Below are 16762 nucleotides of genomic sequence, written 5' to 3' on the forward strand. Positions count from 1 at the left end.
GACTCGCTTCGGAAACCCGCCTCACAAAGAGCGACTACTTGTTGATGGTATACTATTCCGAATCTTGAGATGGTTGCAATACGCCGGGACCAAGCCGAACCGGCGAACGGGGACTGAACGCTCCACGCACGAGCCCGTACGTAGCGCCAAAGACAACGCCGTAGCTGACTACCGCGATGAGACTCCCAAGATGCAAGAGAGGCACTTCACTCCCGGTGACGACGGCAAGCGGCACAGGAACGGCGATCAGCCACACACCGACTCCAAAGAGGAGCCCGACACCCGTCGTCGAGGCTGGGTCGATCCGCGTTGGTTCCGACAGGGTAAACTCGAGGAGTACCGCACAGACGGCGCCAAGTGCCCCGCCGGCGAGAACAGTCAACAGGCCACCTACAAGCACGCTGGAGCTCCCGACAAGACTTGCTGCGGTAGGGAAACCACTCTGGACACTTATCGCGACCCAAAGTGCAAGGGTTGCGAGTGCGCCGGCAAGTCCTGACGCGAGTACCATGACAAATGCATGTTCAAGCGGTCGGCGAGCAACGGGTGCCACGCGCCGAATACGACCTGCAGTCCAAAATCCAGCGATTGCGATCAAAAAGATCGTGATGGAGCCGAACACGCTCGCCTCGTACTGGGCTCTGACGGCCGGCCGGTCAAGCGTGTAGTGGAGCCCAAACGAGTCGACCCACGGCGTGTTGTGGAACGCATACAATGTCTCGACGAAGACAGGTGCGATGTTGTGAAGGTCAGGGATGAGTCCCCAGACGCCTCCAAGTGGGATCAACCAAATCGCATGCTCACGATCGAGGTCGTACCGGAGGACTACTGGCACTGCGACTGTGAGCAGGATCGCGGTACCAAATAGGAAGTGCGCGATGGCGGGAGCCATATGCGAGAGTCTATGAGGAACAAGAAAAGTTCGCTGTTTATGATGAGAACGCACGGATCTGAATGGGTAGCTTGATTTTGTGTGAGCTCCCACGCGTAACAGAGCGATAAAATTGAGCAGAGGAGAGTAAGAATACAGCACCGATATTCAGCTAATCTGATTCGGAGGTTGGGTGAGTGGTCGATCAAGTAATTGTGATTATGTGTCTTGTTCGTCAAGCACCGTTTCAAACTGCGTTCGATTAGGAAGCACCATCCCCGATGGATGGGGCCGACAGCGCTACCAGAGCGCTGTCACATCGTGTGCCAATCGTTCCCCTCGGTAAGGGGGAGGGAGGGGAACGATCGAGAATAATTGTATTGTGTTCTCATAAAACTCTGTTGAAATGTTTGTGAGTCTGTACGTCCAATCGACTGGCGGTGACAGAGTTCTACTTGAAAGTATAAATCATGTATGATTTCTGCGTCAACGACGCATTTGACAGGAACTCATGTCCGTATGGGAATCACGATCTCCACCTGCTGTCATCGGCACATCCCGTTCCTCACCGCGTCGTAATACTGCATAGACATTCTGATCTACCGTGAACTACACGCAGGACATGTCTGTGGCTGTCTGGATGGAAAGGATGGTCATGTCTGCGGTGTGTCTTTCGAATTGGCCCCGATGAAGCACGTTCTTCCTCCCCCACCCCAGATTGTAAGTGTTCTCACCGCTGTTAGGGTCCCCGTGTGGTTTAATGACCAGAGGAAGATAATATAAAAGCCGCTGAGTAGACACCGTCCTACACTCCTAATTGTAAGTGTATACCTGCTTTTCAAAGCGTCTAACTTTTGATTTATACGTTTCATCGTATTGTGCTATACTACCGTTACCCATAACTATATAATATATAGATAGATAGAATCAGATTCAACAACTCAACAGCAAATCCACCAAGACAGTAAACTACGCTCACCTATAACTGGCCTCACCGCTTCAACTCATGGAACACTTACAATCCGGGGTGGGGGTGCTCAAAAAGATCGAGAACAGATACAACACTTACAACACTTACAGGGTGGGGTTTCAAGTATATCGGCTTACACGACGAGGTATGGACTCGCCATTCAAGGGTGCAAACGATATTTTTCAAACGAAGGAACCCTTCGAAGAGGCATACCATCCTGACGAGATCCTTGAGCGGGATGAGGAGATCGAGACGTTTGCTGCAGCTCTCCAAGACGTGCTTGATGGCTTTGGACCGCCTAATGTGTTCATTTATGGCCAGACAGGTGTCGGGAAGACTGCGACAACTCACAAGGTGACGGAGTATCTTGAGGCCGACGCCACAGAAGTAGGCGTGAACCTTACCGTCTTTAGCATCAACTGCAATAAGCGGGATACGACCTACAAAGTCATTACACACCTCGCCAACGAACTCTACTCAGAAAAAACGTTCAAGCAAGGTCATCACCCAGACACCCTCTGGGACCATATCTACACCGCACTCGACGAACTTGGCGGAAGTATTCTCGTTGTCCTCGACGAGATCGACAAACTCGGCGAAGATGAGGAGCTCCTATACGAATTTCCTCGAGCAAACGCGATGGGTGAGCTCGAACACGCAAAAGTAGGTATCATCGGCATTAGCAACAATTTCAAATTTCGCGAGAGTCTTTCGCCCCGCGTCAAATCCACACTAACCGAACGAGAGATTCAGTTCTCGCCGTATGACGCGAATGAACTCCGAACGATCTTGGACTACTATGCAGATTTAGTCTTCTATGAGAACGTTCTTAGTGATGATGTTGTGCCCTTGTGTGCAGCGTTTACTGCTCAAGACACAGGCGACGCTCGAATGGGACTTGACCTTCTGGAGACTGCTGGCGATATCGCCCGTCATGAGGATGCTGATCATGTCGTTGAGGAGCATGTCCGACTGGCTCGCTCGCAAGTCGATCGGGCGAATACTGAACGGATTGTCAATAACCGCTTGACTGTCCAGATGCAGGCTGTCTTGGTCGCAACGACGTTTCTTGATGTTGATCAGAGTGCGGACGCCAAAGTCAAAACCATCTATTCATTCTATAAGCATCTCTGCGATCGCCTCGATATCGATGTGCTTTCTGAGTCCCGCGTGCGGGATCATCTAGATACGCTTGACATGTTCGGTCTACTCGAAACTGAGGAAGTAAATCTCGGTCGTCGTGGCGGCCGATCATATATTTACTCGATTGTGGATGAGCCACGGGTTGTCATCGAGACACTCTACAATATGGACCGCTTCGAAGATCTCTTTGGTGACAGCGCCGAGGAGTTCTTAGACACGTACGAGGCTGATACACGCAGTGATATTCAAACAAAGCTGGGGCTGTGAACTACGGATACACTTGCAAGCCGGGGTGCGTGATCTGAGCGGTTAAACACTTACAATCTGGGGGGCCGACCCCTAGTCGAACACTTACAACCCGGGGTGTACTACGGTCGTGAACACTTACAATCTGGGGGCGAAATCAGATATAACACTTACAATTAGGGGTGTGTACGAGATGTGCGACATTTGTACGCCGGCCCTCCGATAATCTTCTTCCCCAAAAATTCCGATATCTTGTTAGCAGATCCTACTCATCCGAACTGACCGGACCCTTGTACTGGGAGCAGATTTTATCGCCGTCCCGCCACTGCCAGTAGTAGTAGCGGTTATCGTTGATCTCTTTGATCGTGATTGTCGCTTTGACAGGAACGTCGTCCGGAAGGTCCTCTGGTCGCTCCTCCATTTCTTTTTGATCTGCCGACTCCTCGAGACGGGCCTCACGTTCCTTGTGCTCGGCTAGTGCTTCGGCGTACGTAGCAATACCTTGGAGCTGTTCCGGAGACAATTCGTTGAGCGTATTAACGATCTCTGTCGGGAGGTTCGCCGGTGGGGTCGGGGGTTCGTAGGACATCGGCTGCTCTCGTGTTAACCAACATAACTCGCAAATTCATAGTTTTGTTGGTTAATCTGGTGGTACCGGTCCTCCCCGTCGACCGGCGTGACACGATATCCGAGCTGGCGACGGAGCTCGACCACAGCGAGCGCTACCTCTCTCGTGCCGTCAGCGACCTCGTCGAGAAGGGACTTGCCTACACGGAACTCGACGGCCGCCGAAAACGAATCGTCCCGTTGGATGCTCGCGCCGTTGAACTCTATCAGGGTCTCGTCCGCCAGTACTTCCACATCGACTTCCCCGAACTGCTGACCGGCAAGGCACTCGAGGTGCTGTACTATCTCGATCAGCCGCGAACCGTCTCCGAGATCGCCGACTGGAGCGACAACTACCGTAACACGGTTAACCGCGCCCTCAAGCGGTTTCGTGACCGCGGGCTCGTCGGGACGGACGACGGCCGCTACGAGTTCAACACCGATTTCGACCGCCTTCACGCGTTCGCCCGTGAACTCGCGCACCATCTGCATCGCCAACGCCTCGAAGCCGTTGCCCGAAGGGCACGATTCTCTGGGAGGACTACGACGAATTCCTCACCCAGACCGAGACGGAGATCGACGCGGCGGCGTTCCACGAGACCGGCCTTGCTCGGTTCGCAGCCTTCGACCTCCAGTTCCTGCTTACCGGCCACCGCTACTACGTCTACTCCGAGGATCTCGACGCAGTCTCGCCGGCGGAGCTCTGCTGTCACACGCTGCTGATCGACGACGGCAGCCGCCACCGCTCGTACTGTCTCCTCCTGCTCAGCCACGTCGACGTCGACGAGGGGAATCTCCGAGAACAGGCGGTGAAGTACGATCTCGAAGACCAAATCGACGCTTTGCTCCGCTACCTCGAGACGCACGGCGAGGTCGCCGACGACCGGCTCCCGGAGTGGGACGAGTTCCAGGAGCTGGCGGCTGACTACGAGGTGCGACTATCCTGAGACCGAACATCGTCAGCAGCCGTGCCGTCTGCCAGCGTCAGTTCGGGTCGTAGGGATCCATTGCTGTATCGAGCCGATAGACATCCTCGACAGCGTCAAAATCGTCGTCAAACGCATACAGGTAGCCGAGCCCCTCGGTTTGCATATACGCGATAATGCACGCATCGACGAAGGAGAGGGGTTCGTGTTGGCGAAAGAGGGCCTTCCCGGTCGCGAGGGCGTCGGTGGTAAGTGAATCGATGTGGAAGCGGGCGTTTTCTTCGATTCGATCGAGGAGATCGACGGCTGCGTCGTGGCCGGCGTGGGTCGTGAGGCCGTTGAGCGTTTCCGCGAGCACGTAGTCGAGGACGACTGCCTCCGGGAGCGTTCCGTCGTCGATGCCGTGGAGCACCGGGAGCGCGGCATCGTGAGACCCATCCCGCCGGTATGCGGCGGCAAAGAGGACTGTCGTATCGATCAGTGCACGGGGCATTTACTCGACGTCGACGCCCCAGCCGTCGTGATCGCTCGTTACATCGGTCGGCTCCTCACCAGCGTAGCCGTCGAAGTCGGCGAACGTACCCGTTTGCTGTTGGATGACGTGGACCCGAATGCTCCCGTCATCCTCGAGATGCCAACGGAGCTGATCACCATCGTCGATATCAAGTTCACGCCGAATCCGGGCGGGGATGTTTGCCTGGTTTCCAGACACCTTGCTTTCGGCGTCGATTCTGTCGCTGCTCATACCTCACGGTAGGTGACGGGCCGTGAAAAGTCTAGTGTGCCGCCACACTACCACGCGCTCCAGAAGATATCGTTCTAGTTCGAGGGTGCTGGAAGGCGCCCATCCGGACGTGGAACACAACCCCGTTTTATTTCGTGATCGACGCGACGCAGATGCTTACAGCCGCCTTCGGGTGAGCGCTGCTGCCAGTCAGGGCAGGTACACGACTCGTCGATGACGTCGACTTCGTACCGGTTTCCGGACGCGGACTGTACTTCGTAGCGGCCACCTTTCGAGAGGAGCGAGACGTCCATCGCTTCAGCGACGGCACGCTTCGTGCGGGGCTCGAGGTCGTCCTGTGACTCTGCGTTCTCGTCGACGACCAGCCGGTCGCGAACGTCACCCGTTTGGCCACCGTCCGGCGCGACGGCGTCCGCAGGGCCACTAAGCCGCTCGTGGAGCACTTCCTCCACCGGATGGCCTTCCGGCCAGAGGTAATGGACCTCGCGACGCTCGCGATAGTCGTAGGAGCCGCACGCCGTAGCGCTCCCGGTCCAAACCCGCCAGGCACCAAGCGCAGCCATCACGTCGACGATGTCGCGTGGAACTGTCTGGTGGTCGTCGGGGAAGAACACCCGGAAGCGGGTACACGCCTCCTGTGGCGGGACGGTCTCCCACCAGTTTTCGCTGGAGCTCCAGCTATCGAACATCGCCTCATCACTCCCGTAGCCGACAGTCACGCCGTCGATATCGGGCATGTCCGCAACCGTCTCATCGGTCTCGCCTTCGAGCAGCCGAAGGACGCCGTACCGCAGGTACTCGTGTGCTGGATCGTCGGTCGATCGAGCGACCTGGTCGTGCTGTTTTGCAACTCGTTCCGCCTCATTGAGGACAGCGGAAAAATACGGTTCAGTCATGGTTCGTGGAGACGGGAGTGCGCCTCCACCCCTCGGCGGGCGCTGAAAAACTTAACCAACGAATCGCGATTAGTCATATCCTCTGTTGGTTAATTCCTCTCTGCTCGAATGCTGCGCCAGATCGGATTACCTGAGCCAAGAATAGTATATCTGTATAGAGATAACTCAATAGGAAATACGGTGGACAAGACCAATACAGTTAGATGCGATACCGATAACTAGCGATGTTGGAGTACGTCGACGAGACCGCGGCGAAGATCATGGTCGCGGCCCGGCCGGGCGACTCGATCCGTCGAATCGCCCAGAAGATCGACGGCTCCTACTCGTGGGTCTACGACTGGATCCAGCGGTTGGTGGACGTAGGCTTCATCCGACGTGAGGACGGCGTCTACATCGAGAATCACGCTGTCAGGGATCGCTACTACGATCTCGTCGCGGCCATCTCTCGCGCTGTTCCGCCCTCGATCAACGACGGCTACGTCATTCCGCACTTCGCGGGGATGCCGTTCGCGTACACGAAAATCGACGGCGTCTACGTCTGGACTCACGGTGGCTATCAGATCGCCCGCGGCCACGACGACTATCCGATCTTCATCAAAGTCGCCGACCAGGACGTCGAACAGTGGACGGCGTTCTTTGATGAGTTCGGGATTCCGAGCCGGATCGAAGAGCGGCCGGATGCGACCGACTACGACGCGACCGTCTCGTACGTGTTGTTCCCGACGAGTGGGGAGATCACTCGCGAGTGGGTCGACGGAAATCCGGTCATTCCGTTGGACGAGGCAATCGAGCACATGTTGGAGTACCGGGTGAACTACGAGCCGGCGTTGGAGATGATCGCCGACGAGTACAACCGCGATATCGACGCGTCCCACGAGGATCCGCATCATAACATCGACTGTCGGTGGGGTATATTTCGGGACTGATCGAACACTCGGGGTCGAACGCCGAACGAATTAACCAACAAAGTAGGAATGGTAATTCAGGCGTTGGTTAACGGCCGGGGAAGGCGTGTTCAGCCCTCGGCGACCGTCCCGATGATCTCCTGCGCGGTCGAACTGATCCGGCCGAGACGCTCCTGAATGCTCTCCGCATCGTCGTCCTGCCACGTGGCAAGATAGAACGCTGATCCGCTCGTATCGAGGTCGAAATTCCGCCCGACGATGTACGCAACGGCTTCGGCTTCGACCTCGCGTTTCGCGCGCTCGGGTTCGTCGTCGACATCGAAATGGAGCAGCGCGTGGGCGTACTCGTGAATCAGCGTCACCGCGAGGTCGGCCTGATTCGCTCTATCTTTCGCTTCGACGACGGGTTGGCATTCGTGGAGGTTCCGGTGTTTGCAGACGCCTTTTGCGTCGCCATGCTCCCACTCAGCAGCGTCGACGACACGGACGTCTATATCGAGCGTAGTTGCTGCATCGAGGAGTGCTGGCACCAGGTCGTCGGCGTTACCAGTGGCCTCGGTTTCCAGCTCGGGGAGCGGTTCGCCCTCGGTTTGAGACACATCGAAGACTGCCGTTGGTTTGAATCCAACCAGTCCCTTCGACCACTCCTCGGGCGATGTCTCGTCATAGTCACAGTCGCTTTGCTTGTGGTAGCTCGGTGAGTTTTCGCACTCGGGGCACTGCTTCGTAATAATGGGTGCCCAGATCCAGATCGCCTGTTCGCCCTCTTGGACGTGCCGGTCGAACTCCGATCTCCACGTATTGTAGCCTGCCACGCGGGTCGCCTCGGGACATTGGAGCTTGATCAAGAGGGTGTTGCGATGGGAGTAGTCGTGGAATCGGGACTGGACATCGAGCCACTCCTGGAACTGTTGGCTAGCTTTTGCCTCACCGACGTCTGCAATGAGCTCGTCGATCCAGTCTTCGATGGTACTGTGCATCTCGTCGTGTCGGGTGTCGGTCTCCTCGAACGAGACCTCCGACTCACTGGTTGTCAGCATGGATTGCATCACATCGAGTACGACGATGTCTCCGAGAAGTCAGGACGCGCCGCGCCCCTCGGGGGCGCACAATAAACATCGGCGCGACTTCGGGGGTTTAGATCGGGGCTGCTATCGGAGGCTAGGATTAACAACCAGTGCGACACAAGCACAGGGAGGATGGGTCTCGTCGAAACGCTCCGCGGGATCGTTGGGACTCGTATGTCCATGACATCCACCCTGTATGAGTGCCGACACTGCGGAACGACCCTTTCCGAGGACGCTGAAACGTGTCCGACCTGTGGTGGAGAAGACGTTGCATGCTACCGGTTCTAAGTACACGTCCTCCTATCTGGACAAGTTGCGGTCAGCTCCGTTTCTGTTCGAGATAGTACCCGGTCAAGCACCCCGTAGTGTGAATGGGGGACCGGTTATCGAAGCGCTGCCTTCTCGTCAGCGAACCCGATCGTGACGAGATATTCGAGGAACGCATCGAACTGGTTGACATCACTGGGTGTGTCCGTCGCGAGATGTCGCACCCACTCGATGGCCCACTGGAACGCGGGATCGGTCCCGCCCTTACCATGTATATACCACCAGCGAGCGGCCTTCAGGACGACGAGCGGATTCGTCGGCGGTTGCTCGCTTGCGAGTCCACGAGTGACCGACCGGATTTCCTCGGGTACCTCAGCGGGGTCGACCTCGCCTGATTGGGTGTTCGATACGTCGACTGGAATGTCGTCGATCGAGACGTTGTTCGGACGCTGTTGTTGACTCACGGAAAATCACCATCTCTGAGGACTCTCTGGATCGAGCCCTCGCCCTCTCTGGAGGGCACGAAAAACAGCTCGCTGCGTCACGCCGGCGGGAGGTAGACGCTCTGCTCGCCGGCGATTTCCTCAAGGTTATTTCGATGGCGGTGGGCAATGTAGCAGTCGTAACTGCAGTATCCACAGACTGCGCCGGTATCATACTCGGCGACGAATGGACCGCGCTGAGTCGTCCAGACGTTCGCTTCGCATTCGGTACACGCAGCACCATCGAGATCCCCCGGCGATGGCCCCTCATACTCGATCTCGAAGGAGTCGTCCTGTGGTGTCGATTCGGGCCAAACACCTTGAGCCTGCCAGAATTCCTTGAGACGGGCGAGACTGTGGCGGACCGTCTTGCGAACCGTGACGTGGTTGGTGTCGCGACCGCTGTCGTCCCAACCATCCGCAGTCCAGAATTCCCCGAACTGTGCCCCGCGATGTAGGCCGTTCCAATCGAGACCGACAATGTCGGCCGGTGGGTCGTCTGTGAGTGTCGGTCGGGTCAGTTGCTCGATGACGTCGAGCTGTTTCGGCGGGCTTCCACCGAGGATATGAACACGACGGCCCCGCCAGTTGGTCGGCTCGGAGAACTCGTGGGCCAATCGGTCGGCATACCCTCGTGAGTAGCCGAGCACGAGGGCGTCGGGAATCATGTCGATCACCTTGCGGCACTTGGGGACGATGACGAGGTCTGCATCGGGATAGCTCGCCTGTATCTCGCGTGCGGCGGCCACGTATCTATCGACGTCGTCGGGATCGTACACGTCCCCAATCACGCCGACCTTGGGTTCGTGTTCGAAAAACTGGGCGACGTATCGATCCAGATCGGGATTCCGAAAGTCGTTATCCAACATCCCGACGGGGATGTCCAAATGCTTGAACTGAGTCTGCTGATATCCGCAGTCCTCTCGGAACCCGGGTAGGTAGCCGAGCCTGTAGGCATCCAGAGAGAACGGCGCTCGATGAAGGAACGCCACGCTGTCGGCTTGTCTGGCAGCGGCAATCTCGCGTTCAGTGCTGCTGCTGGGGCTGATATCGAGCGACATGAATGTGGTCTGCGAGGGCGAATCCGCCCGCCCTGCACCCTCTCAGAGGGGCAATAAACGGAGCCGCGGTCCGCTATTAACCAACATTAAATCCCAGAACTCGCACTTTGTTGGTTAATTATCTGGACGGCTTCGGTACCTGCCCAGGATTTTCCAACTCACTCGTCGGCGTGGCGTCGACGGCGCACCTGTTCAGGATTTGGCACCCATGGATGGTCGTCCCAGCAGTGGAGGGCGTGCTCTTGTGCCGTGTCGAACAGCGCCTCACACGACCCACACTCGTAGGCGGTCTCGGGCCAGCGTTCCGTGACGAACATCGCTGTCACCGTCGACCTGACTGGATCTGGGGCAGCCGACCGCTGAACATAATCATAGCCGATCACTGTCCGTCGACGAAGCTCCGACTGCGCCAGCCGTTCGGGCCGGTCTGCTGGGAGATACACCCAGCGGACGAACGCCTCTTCTGAGTCCTTCGCCGAGGGTTGAAGGATGAACCACCGGTTATGATCGTCGCGGAAGAGATACCGGTCTGTTCCCCGATTTTGGAGATAGAGCGGATCGCCGCGCCCGGCAATCACCCGCAGACCGATGGACGGGGAAATTGGGGTGAGGAGTCGCTCTTCCAGCGTGAGCGAGCGGGACTTACCAGCTGAATTCTCGGTCTCGAAGTCGTCAAGCGTCGCTTCGCCAGTCATGATTCGCCGGAATTCGTCTCGTCTGTGTCTTTCCCAGCTGTTCGCTCGTGCCGGTCGTTGTATCGCTCGAGTTCTCGGCTGATGCACTCCAGCGCCGTGACAGCGCGTTCGATGAGCTGGTACGTTGCTCGCGAAAGTCGGAATTTCTCCATCAGTTGGCCTCCTCTGGCTCGACGAGGTCGTTACTCTCAGCGACGAGTGCCTGAACAGCTGAGGCAGGGTCGTTCTCGACCGGAAGTGTTCGATGGTCAAGCAGGGCGGGATACGCCCGGTCCCCCTGCGCACAAAGTATGATCAACCACTCTTCGCTCCCTTCGGCGAGGACGACGTAGTGGTCGATATCTCGACGTTGGAAGACCGTCCGATCTGTCCGGCTCACCGCACTCCAATTCGCCGGTAGTGACGATGACGGCGTCCCACCATCTGGCGTGAGTGCTCGGTACTCTTCGAATTCTGCGAGTGCCGCCTCGATTTCCTCTCCGGTGAGGTGCCAGCAGTCGGCTGGGCCATCACACACCAGCTGACTGACCACGTTGTTGCGGAACTGGATGTAGTGTTGCTGGGCGACAGTTTCGTTGTCGGTGTAATCGAGGAGGAGCGCACAGGCGAGCTGTGCCGGTCCGCTTCCCGTATAGCCCCAGTCGAATCCCGCCGGGCTATGCCGCACGAGACCGAGACTTCGATTTGGGGAGAGGCGTTCGTGTGCGGTGAGGTTCAGGACCACTGGCGTTCCGTCGACACGCATTCCGACGTACTCAACGCAGTCTGCACTCGCCTGCCATCGCTCACTTGCATCCTGTACGACTGCTCGTGGGTCGGTAGTCGAATTCATCTCCATCGGTTGCATGCGGGCGTTCGGATTCCCCGCGCCCCTGCTGGGGGTCGAAAAACCACCACCGGCTATTAGCCCCTCAGCCTCGCTTCAAAGTTAGAATACAGACTATTATAGTTCAGATTATAACAATTCATCAGACAACCAATCGATAGAGGCAAGTCTATTCTTCGAAGAGACAGCGAGCGGCTGCATCGTCGCCAGTGAGGGTCTGCTGATCCTCGTCCGTATCAGCGAAGAGTGTCGACTGATCTCCCTCGGATGTTTGCTCAACTTCGGGTCGATCGTCGACGCCGAACTCACACGCCTCGGGCTGATCAAGACGTGAATCCCGGTCACGATGATCCACGTCAGCGCCGAAGTCCTCAAGCGAGGTCTCGACGCTTGTTTCGGTTACTTCGAGTTGGCCATCGTCACCGAATGCGGTCTGTCGTTGAATCTCGATCTCTGGTCGATCGCTCATCTGGATTGAGCCTCCACCCACCGAGGCTCCGACAGACACCTCCGGGCGTTGGGTCAATCGTCTTGTGCGCGGAGTTCGCTGGCCCGCTGTTCAAGCCGGCGGAGGATTTGGACCCGTTGCTGATTCGCGTTCTCGTAGGCGACGCAGGCTCGAAGCGTCTCCATATCGTTGATCGTCACGATACCAGCGTTGATAAGTCGCGTATTCGATGGCTCGAGCCGTTGTTCTGGCGAAAGCTCGCTTGCGTCTGTTGTTTGACCGTCTGGATTGCTCACTGATAATCGCCTCCGCCACTGCTGAGGCGACAAAAAACAGCCCTCGTTGTTACCCGTCTTCTTCGGGTTGGATTTGGCGAGCGTCCTCTGCGAGATCGTGGATGTACTCCCGAAGGATTTCCATGTCCTCGCGAGCGTCTTCGAGGGTCTTGCCTTTCGCTTTCGCGATTACCTCGTCCTGGTCCCTGGTGCCGGTTCCACGCTTGAGCTTTACGGTGAGGGAGACGCCGACATCACTGCGTTCGACGTACTCCGTTCGTGTCGTCTGTTCACTGGCTTCGGTCGATTCGTCATCCGCACGAGATGGTTGGGTATGTTCTGACATGGGTTACTTTCGGTGATTGATATTCAGATGGACGGTGCGGCCGGCTCGCCGGGTGTTTCGTGAAGGACTGCGTCGATCTCGGGCCCGGTGAGTCGCCAGCTTCCAGCAGACCCAGCACAGTCCAGGTGGCTCACGACCTCGGTTTTGAATGCCTGGTAGTGATCGAGGGCGAACGCCTCGTCTCCCGTGTAGTCGAGGAGGAGTGCGAGCGCGAGTTGCGCCGGACCACTACCACCATATCCCCATTCGAATCCCGAGGGACTGTGATTCACCAGCGCGAGACTCCGCTCTGGTGTGAGCCGTTCTTGGCCGGGACGTTTCTCAACGATAGCCTGCCCACTCTGCCGATACCCGACGTAGGCGATGTCGCAGTCGCTCGCTGGGCGTGTCTGTTCAATCGGATGTGTGTCGCTAGGTCTACTCATCGGTCTGTTCGGGAGCTACTCGTTCGAGCACCCCCGCACCCCTTCAGGGGGGGCGAACAACCGCTCACGCTGTGACGGCCACAGGACACTGTACTGCCGACGCGTCGAGCTGTCAGGATTCTCTGTTGACGTCATCGTTCCTCGTCGTATTCGGTTGGGTGAGAACATCCACCTGCTCGAGGAGCGTCGTCGCGGTGCTAATTCGCTCTTGATCAGCGGGCTCCAATTGGTCGCTGTCGATACTGGTGAGGCTACTGAGCGCGCGGTGGAGTCGATAGCCGGGGGTGTCTCGTGGGTCCATGTGTGCGCCTCCGCCAATTCTCGGCGCCGAAAAACGGCGGGCAGTCAGCAGGTGTGGTCTCATCGGGTGGTCGCGAGCTGGCTTCTGTTAACCAACAACTCCGAGCCGACACCAGGATTGTTGGTTAATTTGACGTCGTCTTTACTGACCGGCTTCGGGTTCGGGCCCGTAGCGTGGCGTGCCGCACCGCTGACAGCCCCACATTGGCTGCCCGGTCCACTCGTCATCGGGGACAGCCTCGAACTCGCGGAATCGATGCTTAGTCTCCCGATCACACTCTCGACACTCGAGGTGAGTTCTGTTTGGGCGCTCGCGTCGTGGCTGTTCGGTATCGGTCTGGTCAACGGATTCCTGGAGCGCAATCGCTGGCACCAGCCAGAGGTCGTCGTCTGCGTCCTCACGGAGGCTTGAAAGACCAGCTTCGGTGCGAACCCCACTCCCGGTTTCCTCGTAGAGAAACGTCGCGTGCTCGCCGTCGTGACGGGGCTGCGTCGTCTCTGTCCACGCCGTCCGCTCACGAGCAGCCGCGAGCAGCTGATTACCACATTCAGACGTGACCCGTGTCGCCGAGGGGAGCGAGGGCCACTGATCGACAAGCTGTGGGGCCGGTTCCTCGTCGAGATCGTAGATTAGCTTGCAGTCATCGACTACTGGGTCATCATCTCCCTTCGCGAGGAGGGTGGCCGCAGCAGACCCCTTCGCGACGGCGCCGTAGAACGTCGACGCCTCAACGAGCAGCTGGACGACGTGGAGGAGAGTCCGTTCGGCATTCGCTGTGTCCTGGTCGTCGGCTCCTTCGAGATGGTTCGTGAGACAGAACCGGCACTTCGACTGGCCAGCGGGGATCGACGCTCCGCAGGAATCGCACTCGGTCGCAGCTGCTGTCGGGCCGTCTGGATAGTCCGTGTCGACGTCACTAGAGCGTTGCCGCCGGGGCTCGCCACTACTACTGGCGAGTTGATCGTCGGGAACGTGGGTCGCTTCGCCGAGCGGTCGGAGGGCTTCGTAGTCGGCGTACTGGTCGGTCATAGAGTGATCTGGCCGTATCATGCTTCGTCTTCGGATTTAAACAGTGGCTCTCACATCAATCAGACAACAAAATACAACCGAAAATCAGCAATGTGGGCGTTAGACAGCCAGTTCTTCCAGTGTGTCGCGGTGGGTCCGCACGGTGACCACCGAGACGTTCGCAACGTCAGCGATGTCCGACTGGGTGAGCCACCGTCCGTCTTCGCGTCCGGCCTTGTACAGACAGGCTGCGGCGAATCCGGATGGTCGAACCCCCGTGGTTGCTCCGGTCGATTCGGATGCTTCCGCCAACTGCCGAGCCCGCTGCCGGATCTGATCAGAGACGTCGAGCTCCGATGCCAACCGCGGAACGAACGCACTCGGTGTCACGGGCTGGGCTGGCAGGCCAAGTTCCGTATTCAGCGTCGTGTATGCGTTCGTCACCCGCGATTGCTCGACGCGCGCTGAATCGATGATGTCGTCGAGCGTTCGAGGTCGCCCGTTACACCGACACGCGCCGTAGACGCTCGCGGCGGCCATCGCCTCGATCGACCGGCCCTGGAGGAGGTCCTCGTTCTGAGCGCTGCGGAATAGCTGGCAGGCCTGGTCACGGATCGTCTCGGATAGTTCGAGCGCACTACTGATCCGGCGAACTTCACTGAGTCCGTGTGCAAGGTTGCGTTCGGCTTTCGACTGAAACCGCCCACGCGTCTGTTCACGGCGCATCCGGAACAGCCGGCGTCGCTTCTGCTCGGAGAGCCTGTTCCCGTTTGCATCGGTCCCGCGGCCGATCTCCGTAGACAACCCACGATCGTGCCGCGCCGCCGTCAACGGAGCGCCTGTGCGCTCGCGCTCATCTTCGTCGAACCCTCGCCACTCTGGCCCGTGGTCGATCCGCTGCTCGTCGATGACTAGCCCACAGTCTTCACAGACCGTTTCAACCGCGTTGGTTGTAACTTGCCCGTTACACTCGGGACACTGCGTAGCATTCGAGTCGGTCTGGACGTCTTCGTCGAACGTCGTTTCGTAGATCTCTCTGTTTGCCATGGATACTCACGAGGGGACTCATGCGGATCGCGTCTCTCGGAGTGCCCCTCACCCATCAGGGGGCACATACACACCACACGGAACAGCGCTGACACTGATGGGCTGCGGTGGCGAAAGCCCGGCCGCGAAACGGCGCGTGAGCGCCGTGAGCAGCCCGGACCGTGGAGGTGGTGGGAGGTGGCGGTGAGCGCGTACACACCAGCAAAAAAGGGGTGCGCCGACCGGCTATTCCCACCACCGACCGCGCTCAGGGAACATAATGGTGCTCCACCCAGTGACAGCCAGTGACACGCGCCCCTCGTACCAGTTCCGGGCTACCTTGTGAATACGCACCTGCTCGCCCTCTTCAATCCACGGCGCATCTGATTTCTCCCAGATCGTCACCTTCGTTTTTCCACTGTCGTCTGCGATCAGCCCGACTTGAGCGATGGCCGGCGAGTCCGCATCCCAGAGTACTTCGACTCGACCCTCGATGCTCACCTCTTTGCGATTGACGTCCTCGAGCTTCCCAATGGGGATCACCGTCCCAGGCGCCGTCTGCAACTCCTCGAACACCCCGACGACTGCACTCGTTAGGTCTTTCCCACCGACGACGGCTTCACCCAACCGCCGGCCAATCGCTGCTCGCGACCAGCCATCCAGCTTCTCCGCCAGCCGCATCGACTGCTTGTTCACCGCCGCCAACTGCTCCTGCGTGAGCTCTGCACGAGGATCGTCTCGCTCCGGGTCAGCCATCGGATTCACGCTCGCTGCCCGCTTCTGGAACTTCACACGCCGCTCAGCGCTTCGCTTCGCTGCGATGTCTCGCGTCCGCTTCGCACGCCCCTCCTGCTGACTGAGTTCTGCCTGGGCACTGATGTGTTCCAACTCGGCCTCTCGTGCCTTGATGCGCTCTTCCTGTTCGAGGGTCTTCCCGAACATGTGATCCGGGCCTTCCTCGACGCGCGCGTCTGGGTGGTTGGAATCGACTTTGGCCTGGACTTCCATGTCGACCGTCGCCCGGAACTCCGGGGTCTCGTCGACGACTTCGAAGCTGTCCTCGTCGACCTCGACGTCATCGTGTTTCTCGAAAGCCTGTTCATCGACCGAAACCTCATTACCGAAGACGTTCTTACTCGACATTGGAGTTCAGCTCCTGAAGGCGCTCACGCGCCCGACACCGCGATGCACCAAAATCGCGGATTTCCTCGACGACAACGACCGACA

General features: G+C 58.2%; 21 protein-coding genes and 1 pseudogene. 3 read left to right on the plus strand and 19 right to left on the minus strand.

Translation table 11 applies throughout. The features are described from left to right. Positions 1-52: 52 nt before the first annotated feature. Complete coding sequence (locus DJ73_RS20210; RefSeq protein WP_176451087.1) at positions 53-892, minus strand: hypothetical protein; 840 nt, start codon at positions 890-892, stop codon at positions 53-55. Between the two features lie 1096 nt (positions 893-1988). Between DJ73_RS20210 and DJ73_RS06340 the strand changes: the two genes are divergently transcribed. Beyond that, the gene (locus DJ73_RS06340; RefSeq protein ID WP_094557564.1) at positions 1989-3251 is read left to right on the plus strand and encodes a Cdc6/Cdc18 family protein; all 1263 of its coding nucleotides are present in this window, start codon (positions 1989-1991) and stop codon (positions 3249-3251) included. A gap of 244 nt (positions 3252-3495) precedes the next feature. On the opposite strand, the gene DJ73_RS06345 is transcribed toward DJ73_RS06340, so the two are convergent. Further along, positions 3496-3819 carry a hypothetical protein gene (locus DJ73_RS06345; RefSeq protein WP_094557565.1) on the minus strand — a complete coding sequence of 108 codons (324 nt, stop codon included), beginning with the start codon at positions 3817-3819 and terminating at the stop codon, positions 3496-3498. Positions 3820-3863: 44 nt separating this feature from the next. Between DJ73_RS06345 and DJ73_RS06350 the strand changes: the two are divergent. After that, positions 3864-4783, plus strand: a pseudogene (locus tag DJ73_RS06350) (transcriptional regulator TrmB). 37 nt (positions 4784-4820) lie between these two features. Here the strand turns inward: DJ73_RS06350 and DJ73_RS06355 are convergent. The 3 genes from DJ73_RS06355 to DJ73_RS06365 all read right to left on the minus strand — a co-directional run bounded on the left by DJ73_RS06355 (position 4821) and on the right by DJ73_RS06365 (position 6403). After that, positions 4821-5255, minus strand: coding sequence for a PIN domain-containing protein (locus DJ73_RS06355; protein WP_094557566.1), 435 nt, complete (start codon positions 5253-5255; stop codon positions 4821-4823). Then, positions 5256-5507, minus strand: a complete 252-nt coding sequence (locus DJ73_RS06360) for an AbrB/MazE/SpoVT family DNA-binding domain-containing protein (RefSeq protein WP_094557567.1) — start codon at positions 5505-5507, stop codon at positions 5256-5258. Between the two features lie 74 nt (positions 5508-5581). Beyond that, the gene (locus DJ73_RS06365; protein ID WP_094557568.1) at positions 5582-6403 is read right to left on the minus strand and encodes a hypothetical protein; all 822 of its coding nucleotides are present in this window, start codon (positions 6401-6403) and stop codon (positions 5582-5584) included. A gap of 224 nt (positions 6404-6627) precedes the next feature. On the opposite strand from DJ73_RS06365, the gene DJ73_RS06370 reads away from it, so the two are divergent. Next, positions 6628-7329, plus strand: coding sequence for a helix-turn-helix domain-containing protein (locus DJ73_RS06370; protein ID WP_176451088.1), 702 nt, complete (start codon positions 6628-6630; stop codon positions 7327-7329). Between the two features lie 89 nt (positions 7330-7418). Here the strand turns inward: DJ73_RS06370 and DJ73_RS06375 are convergent, their stop codons facing one another. The 14 genes from DJ73_RS06375 to DJ73_RS06445 form a co-directional block, all read right to left on the minus strand. Then, positions 7419-8348 carry an ArdC-like ssDNA-binding domain-containing protein gene (locus DJ73_RS06375; protein WP_094557606.1) on the minus strand — a complete coding sequence of 310 codons (930 nt, stop codon included), beginning with the start codon at positions 8346-8348 and terminating at the stop codon, positions 7419-7421. A 410-nt stretch (positions 8349-8758) separates the two neighbouring features. Further along, the gene (locus DJ73_RS06385; protein ID WP_094557570.1) at positions 8759-9106 is read right to left on the minus strand and encodes a hypothetical protein; all 348 of its coding nucleotides are present in this window, start codon (positions 9104-9106) and stop codon (positions 8759-8761) included. Positions 9107-9183: 77 nt separating this feature from the next. After that, positions 9184-10185 carry a DUF6610 family protein gene (locus tag DJ73_RS06390; protein WP_094557571.1) on the minus strand — a complete coding sequence of 334 codons (1002 nt, stop codon included), beginning with the start codon at positions 10183-10185 and terminating at the stop codon, positions 9184-9186. 158 nt (positions 10186-10343) lie between these two features. Then, on the minus strand, positions 10344-10880 hold the full coding sequence (locus DJ73_RS06395) for a hypothetical protein (RefSeq protein WP_094557572.1): 537 nt from the start codon (positions 10878-10880) through the stop codon (positions 10344-10346). Beyond that, on the minus strand, positions 10877-11032 hold the full coding sequence (locus DJ73_RS20215) for a hypothetical protein (RefSeq protein WP_176451089.1): 156 nt from the start codon (positions 11030-11032) through the stop codon (positions 10877-10879). The genes DJ73_RS06395 and DJ73_RS20215 overlap by 4 nt, the downstream gene beginning before the upstream one ends. Continuing rightward, a complete protein-coding gene (locus DJ73_RS06400) occupies positions 11032-11718 on the minus strand; it encodes a DUF6166 domain-containing protein (protein WP_094557573.1) in 687 nt (228 codons plus the stop codon). The genes DJ73_RS20215 and DJ73_RS06400 overlap by 1 nt, the downstream gene beginning before the upstream one ends. A gap of 157 nt (positions 11719-11875) precedes the next feature. Then, the gene (locus DJ73_RS06405) at positions 11876-12175 is read right to left on the minus strand and encodes a hypothetical protein (RefSeq protein WP_094557574.1); all 300 of its coding nucleotides are present in this window, start codon (positions 12173-12175) and stop codon (positions 11876-11878) included. Between the two features lie 53 nt (positions 12176-12228). Beyond that, complete coding sequence (locus tag DJ73_RS06410) at positions 12229-12450, minus strand: hypothetical protein (RefSeq protein ID WP_094557575.1); 222 nt, start codon at positions 12448-12450, stop codon at positions 12229-12231. Between the two features lie 49 nt (positions 12451-12499). Continuing rightward, the gene (locus DJ73_RS06415; RefSeq protein WP_094557576.1) at positions 12500-12775 is read right to left on the minus strand and encodes a hypothetical protein; all 276 of its coding nucleotides are present in this window, start codon (positions 12773-12775) and stop codon (positions 12500-12502) included. Positions 12776-12798: 23 nt separating this feature from the next. Next, positions 12799-13200, minus strand: coding sequence for a DUF6166 domain-containing protein (locus tag DJ73_RS06420; protein ID WP_094557577.1), 402 nt, complete (start codon positions 13198-13200; stop codon positions 12799-12801). A gap of 112 nt (positions 13201-13312) precedes the next feature. After that, the gene (locus tag DJ73_RS21340; protein ID WP_094557578.1) at positions 13313-13501 is read right to left on the minus strand and encodes a hypothetical protein; all 189 of its coding nucleotides are present in this window, start codon (positions 13499-13501) and stop codon (positions 13313-13315) included. 141 nt (positions 13502-13642) lie between these two features. Next, on the minus strand, positions 13643-14530 hold the full coding sequence (locus tag DJ73_RS06430; RefSeq protein ID WP_094557607.1) for a hypothetical protein: 888 nt from the start codon (positions 14528-14530) through the stop codon (positions 13643-13645). Between the two features lie 99 nt (positions 14531-14629). Further along, positions 14630-15556: a transcription initiation factor IIB family protein gene (locus tag DJ73_RS06435; protein WP_094557579.1), complete on the minus strand. Its 927-nt coding sequence runs from the start codon at positions 15554-15556 to the stop codon at positions 14630-14632. A 225-nt stretch (positions 15557-15781) separates the two neighbouring features. After that, the gene (locus DJ73_RS06445) at positions 15782-16678 is read right to left on the minus strand and encodes a DNA-binding protein (RefSeq protein WP_094557580.1); all 897 of its coding nucleotides are present in this window, start codon (positions 16676-16678) and stop codon (positions 15782-15784) included. Positions 16679-16762 lie beyond the last annotated feature (84 nt).

Source organism: Halorubrum sp. Ea1 (assembly GCF_002252965.1).
Lineage (GTDB): Archaea > Halobacteriota > Halobacteria > Halobacteriales > Haloferacaceae > Halorubrum.

Excerpts from the sequence above, each read along its gene's own strand:
- DJ73_RS20210 (WP_176451087.1), bottom strand. The coding sequence starts at position 892 with ATGGCTCCCGCCATCGCGCACTTCCTATTTGGTACCGCGATCCTGCTC.
- DJ73_RS06340 (WP_094557564.1), top strand. The coding sequence starts at position 1,989 with ATGGACTCGCCATTCAAGGGTGCAAACGATATTTTTCAAACGAAGGAA.
- DJ73_RS06345 (WP_094557565.1), bottom strand. The coding sequence starts at position 3,819 with ATGTCCTACGAACCCCCGACCCCACCGGCGAACCTCCCGACAGAGATC.
- DJ73_RS06355 (WP_094557566.1), bottom strand. The coding sequence starts at position 5,255 with ATGCCCCGTGCACTGATCGATACGACAGTCCTCTTTGCCGCCGCATAC.
- DJ73_RS06360 (WP_094557567.1), bottom strand. The coding sequence starts at position 5,507 with ATGAGCAGCGACAGAATCGACGCCGAAAGCAAGGTGTCTGGAAACCAG.
- DJ73_RS06365 (WP_094557568.1), bottom strand. The coding sequence starts at position 6,403 with ATGACTGAACCGTATTTTTCCGCTGTCCTCAATGAGGCGGAACGAGTT.
- DJ73_RS06370 (WP_176451088.1), top strand. The coding sequence starts at position 6,628 with ATGTTGGAGTACGTCGACGAGACCGCGGCGAAGATCATGGTCGCGGCC.
- DJ73_RS06375 (WP_094557606.1), bottom strand. The coding sequence starts at position 8,348 with ATGCTGACAACCAGTGAGTCGGAGGTCTCGTTCGAGGAGACCGACACC.
- DJ73_RS06390 (WP_094557571.1), bottom strand. The coding sequence starts at position 10,185 with ATGTCGCTCGATATCAGCCCCAGCAGCAGCACTGAACGCGAGATTGCC.
- DJ73_RS06395 (WP_094557572.1), bottom strand. The coding sequence starts at position 10,880 with ATGACTGGCGAAGCGACGCTTGACGACTTCGAGACCGAGAATTCAGCT.
- DJ73_RS20215 (WP_176451089.1), bottom strand. The coding sequence starts at position 11,032 with ATGGAGAAATTCCGACTTTCGCGAGCAACGTACCAGCTCATCGAACGC.
- DJ73_RS06400 (WP_094557573.1), bottom strand. The coding sequence starts at position 11,718 with ATGGAGATGAATTCGACTACCGACCCACGAGCAGTCGTACAGGATGCA.
- DJ73_RS06405 (WP_094557574.1), bottom strand. The coding sequence starts at position 12,175 with ATGAGCGATCGACCAGAGATCGAGATTCAACGACAGACCGCATTCGGT.
- DJ73_RS06415 (WP_094557576.1), bottom strand. The coding sequence starts at position 12,775 with ATGTCAGAACATACCCAACCATCTCGTGCGGATGACGAATCGACCGAA.
- DJ73_RS06420 (WP_094557577.1), bottom strand. The coding sequence starts at position 13,200 with ATGAGTAGACCTAGCGACACACATCCGATTGAACAGACACGCCCAGCG.
- DJ73_RS21340 (WP_094557578.1), bottom strand. The coding sequence starts at position 13,501 with ATGGACCCACGAGACACCCCCGGCTATCGACTCCACCGCGCGCTCAGT.
- DJ73_RS06430 (WP_094557607.1), bottom strand. The coding sequence starts at position 14,530 with ATGACCGACCAGTACGCCGACTACGAAGCCCTCCGACCGCTCGGCGAA.
- DJ73_RS06435 (WP_094557579.1), bottom strand. The coding sequence starts at position 15,556 with ATGGCAAACAGAGAGATCTACGAAACGACGTTCGACGAAGACGTCCAG.
- DJ73_RS06445 (WP_094557580.1), bottom strand. The coding sequence starts at position 16,678 with ATGTCGAGTAAGAACGTCTTCGGTAATGAGGTTTCGGTCGATGAACAG.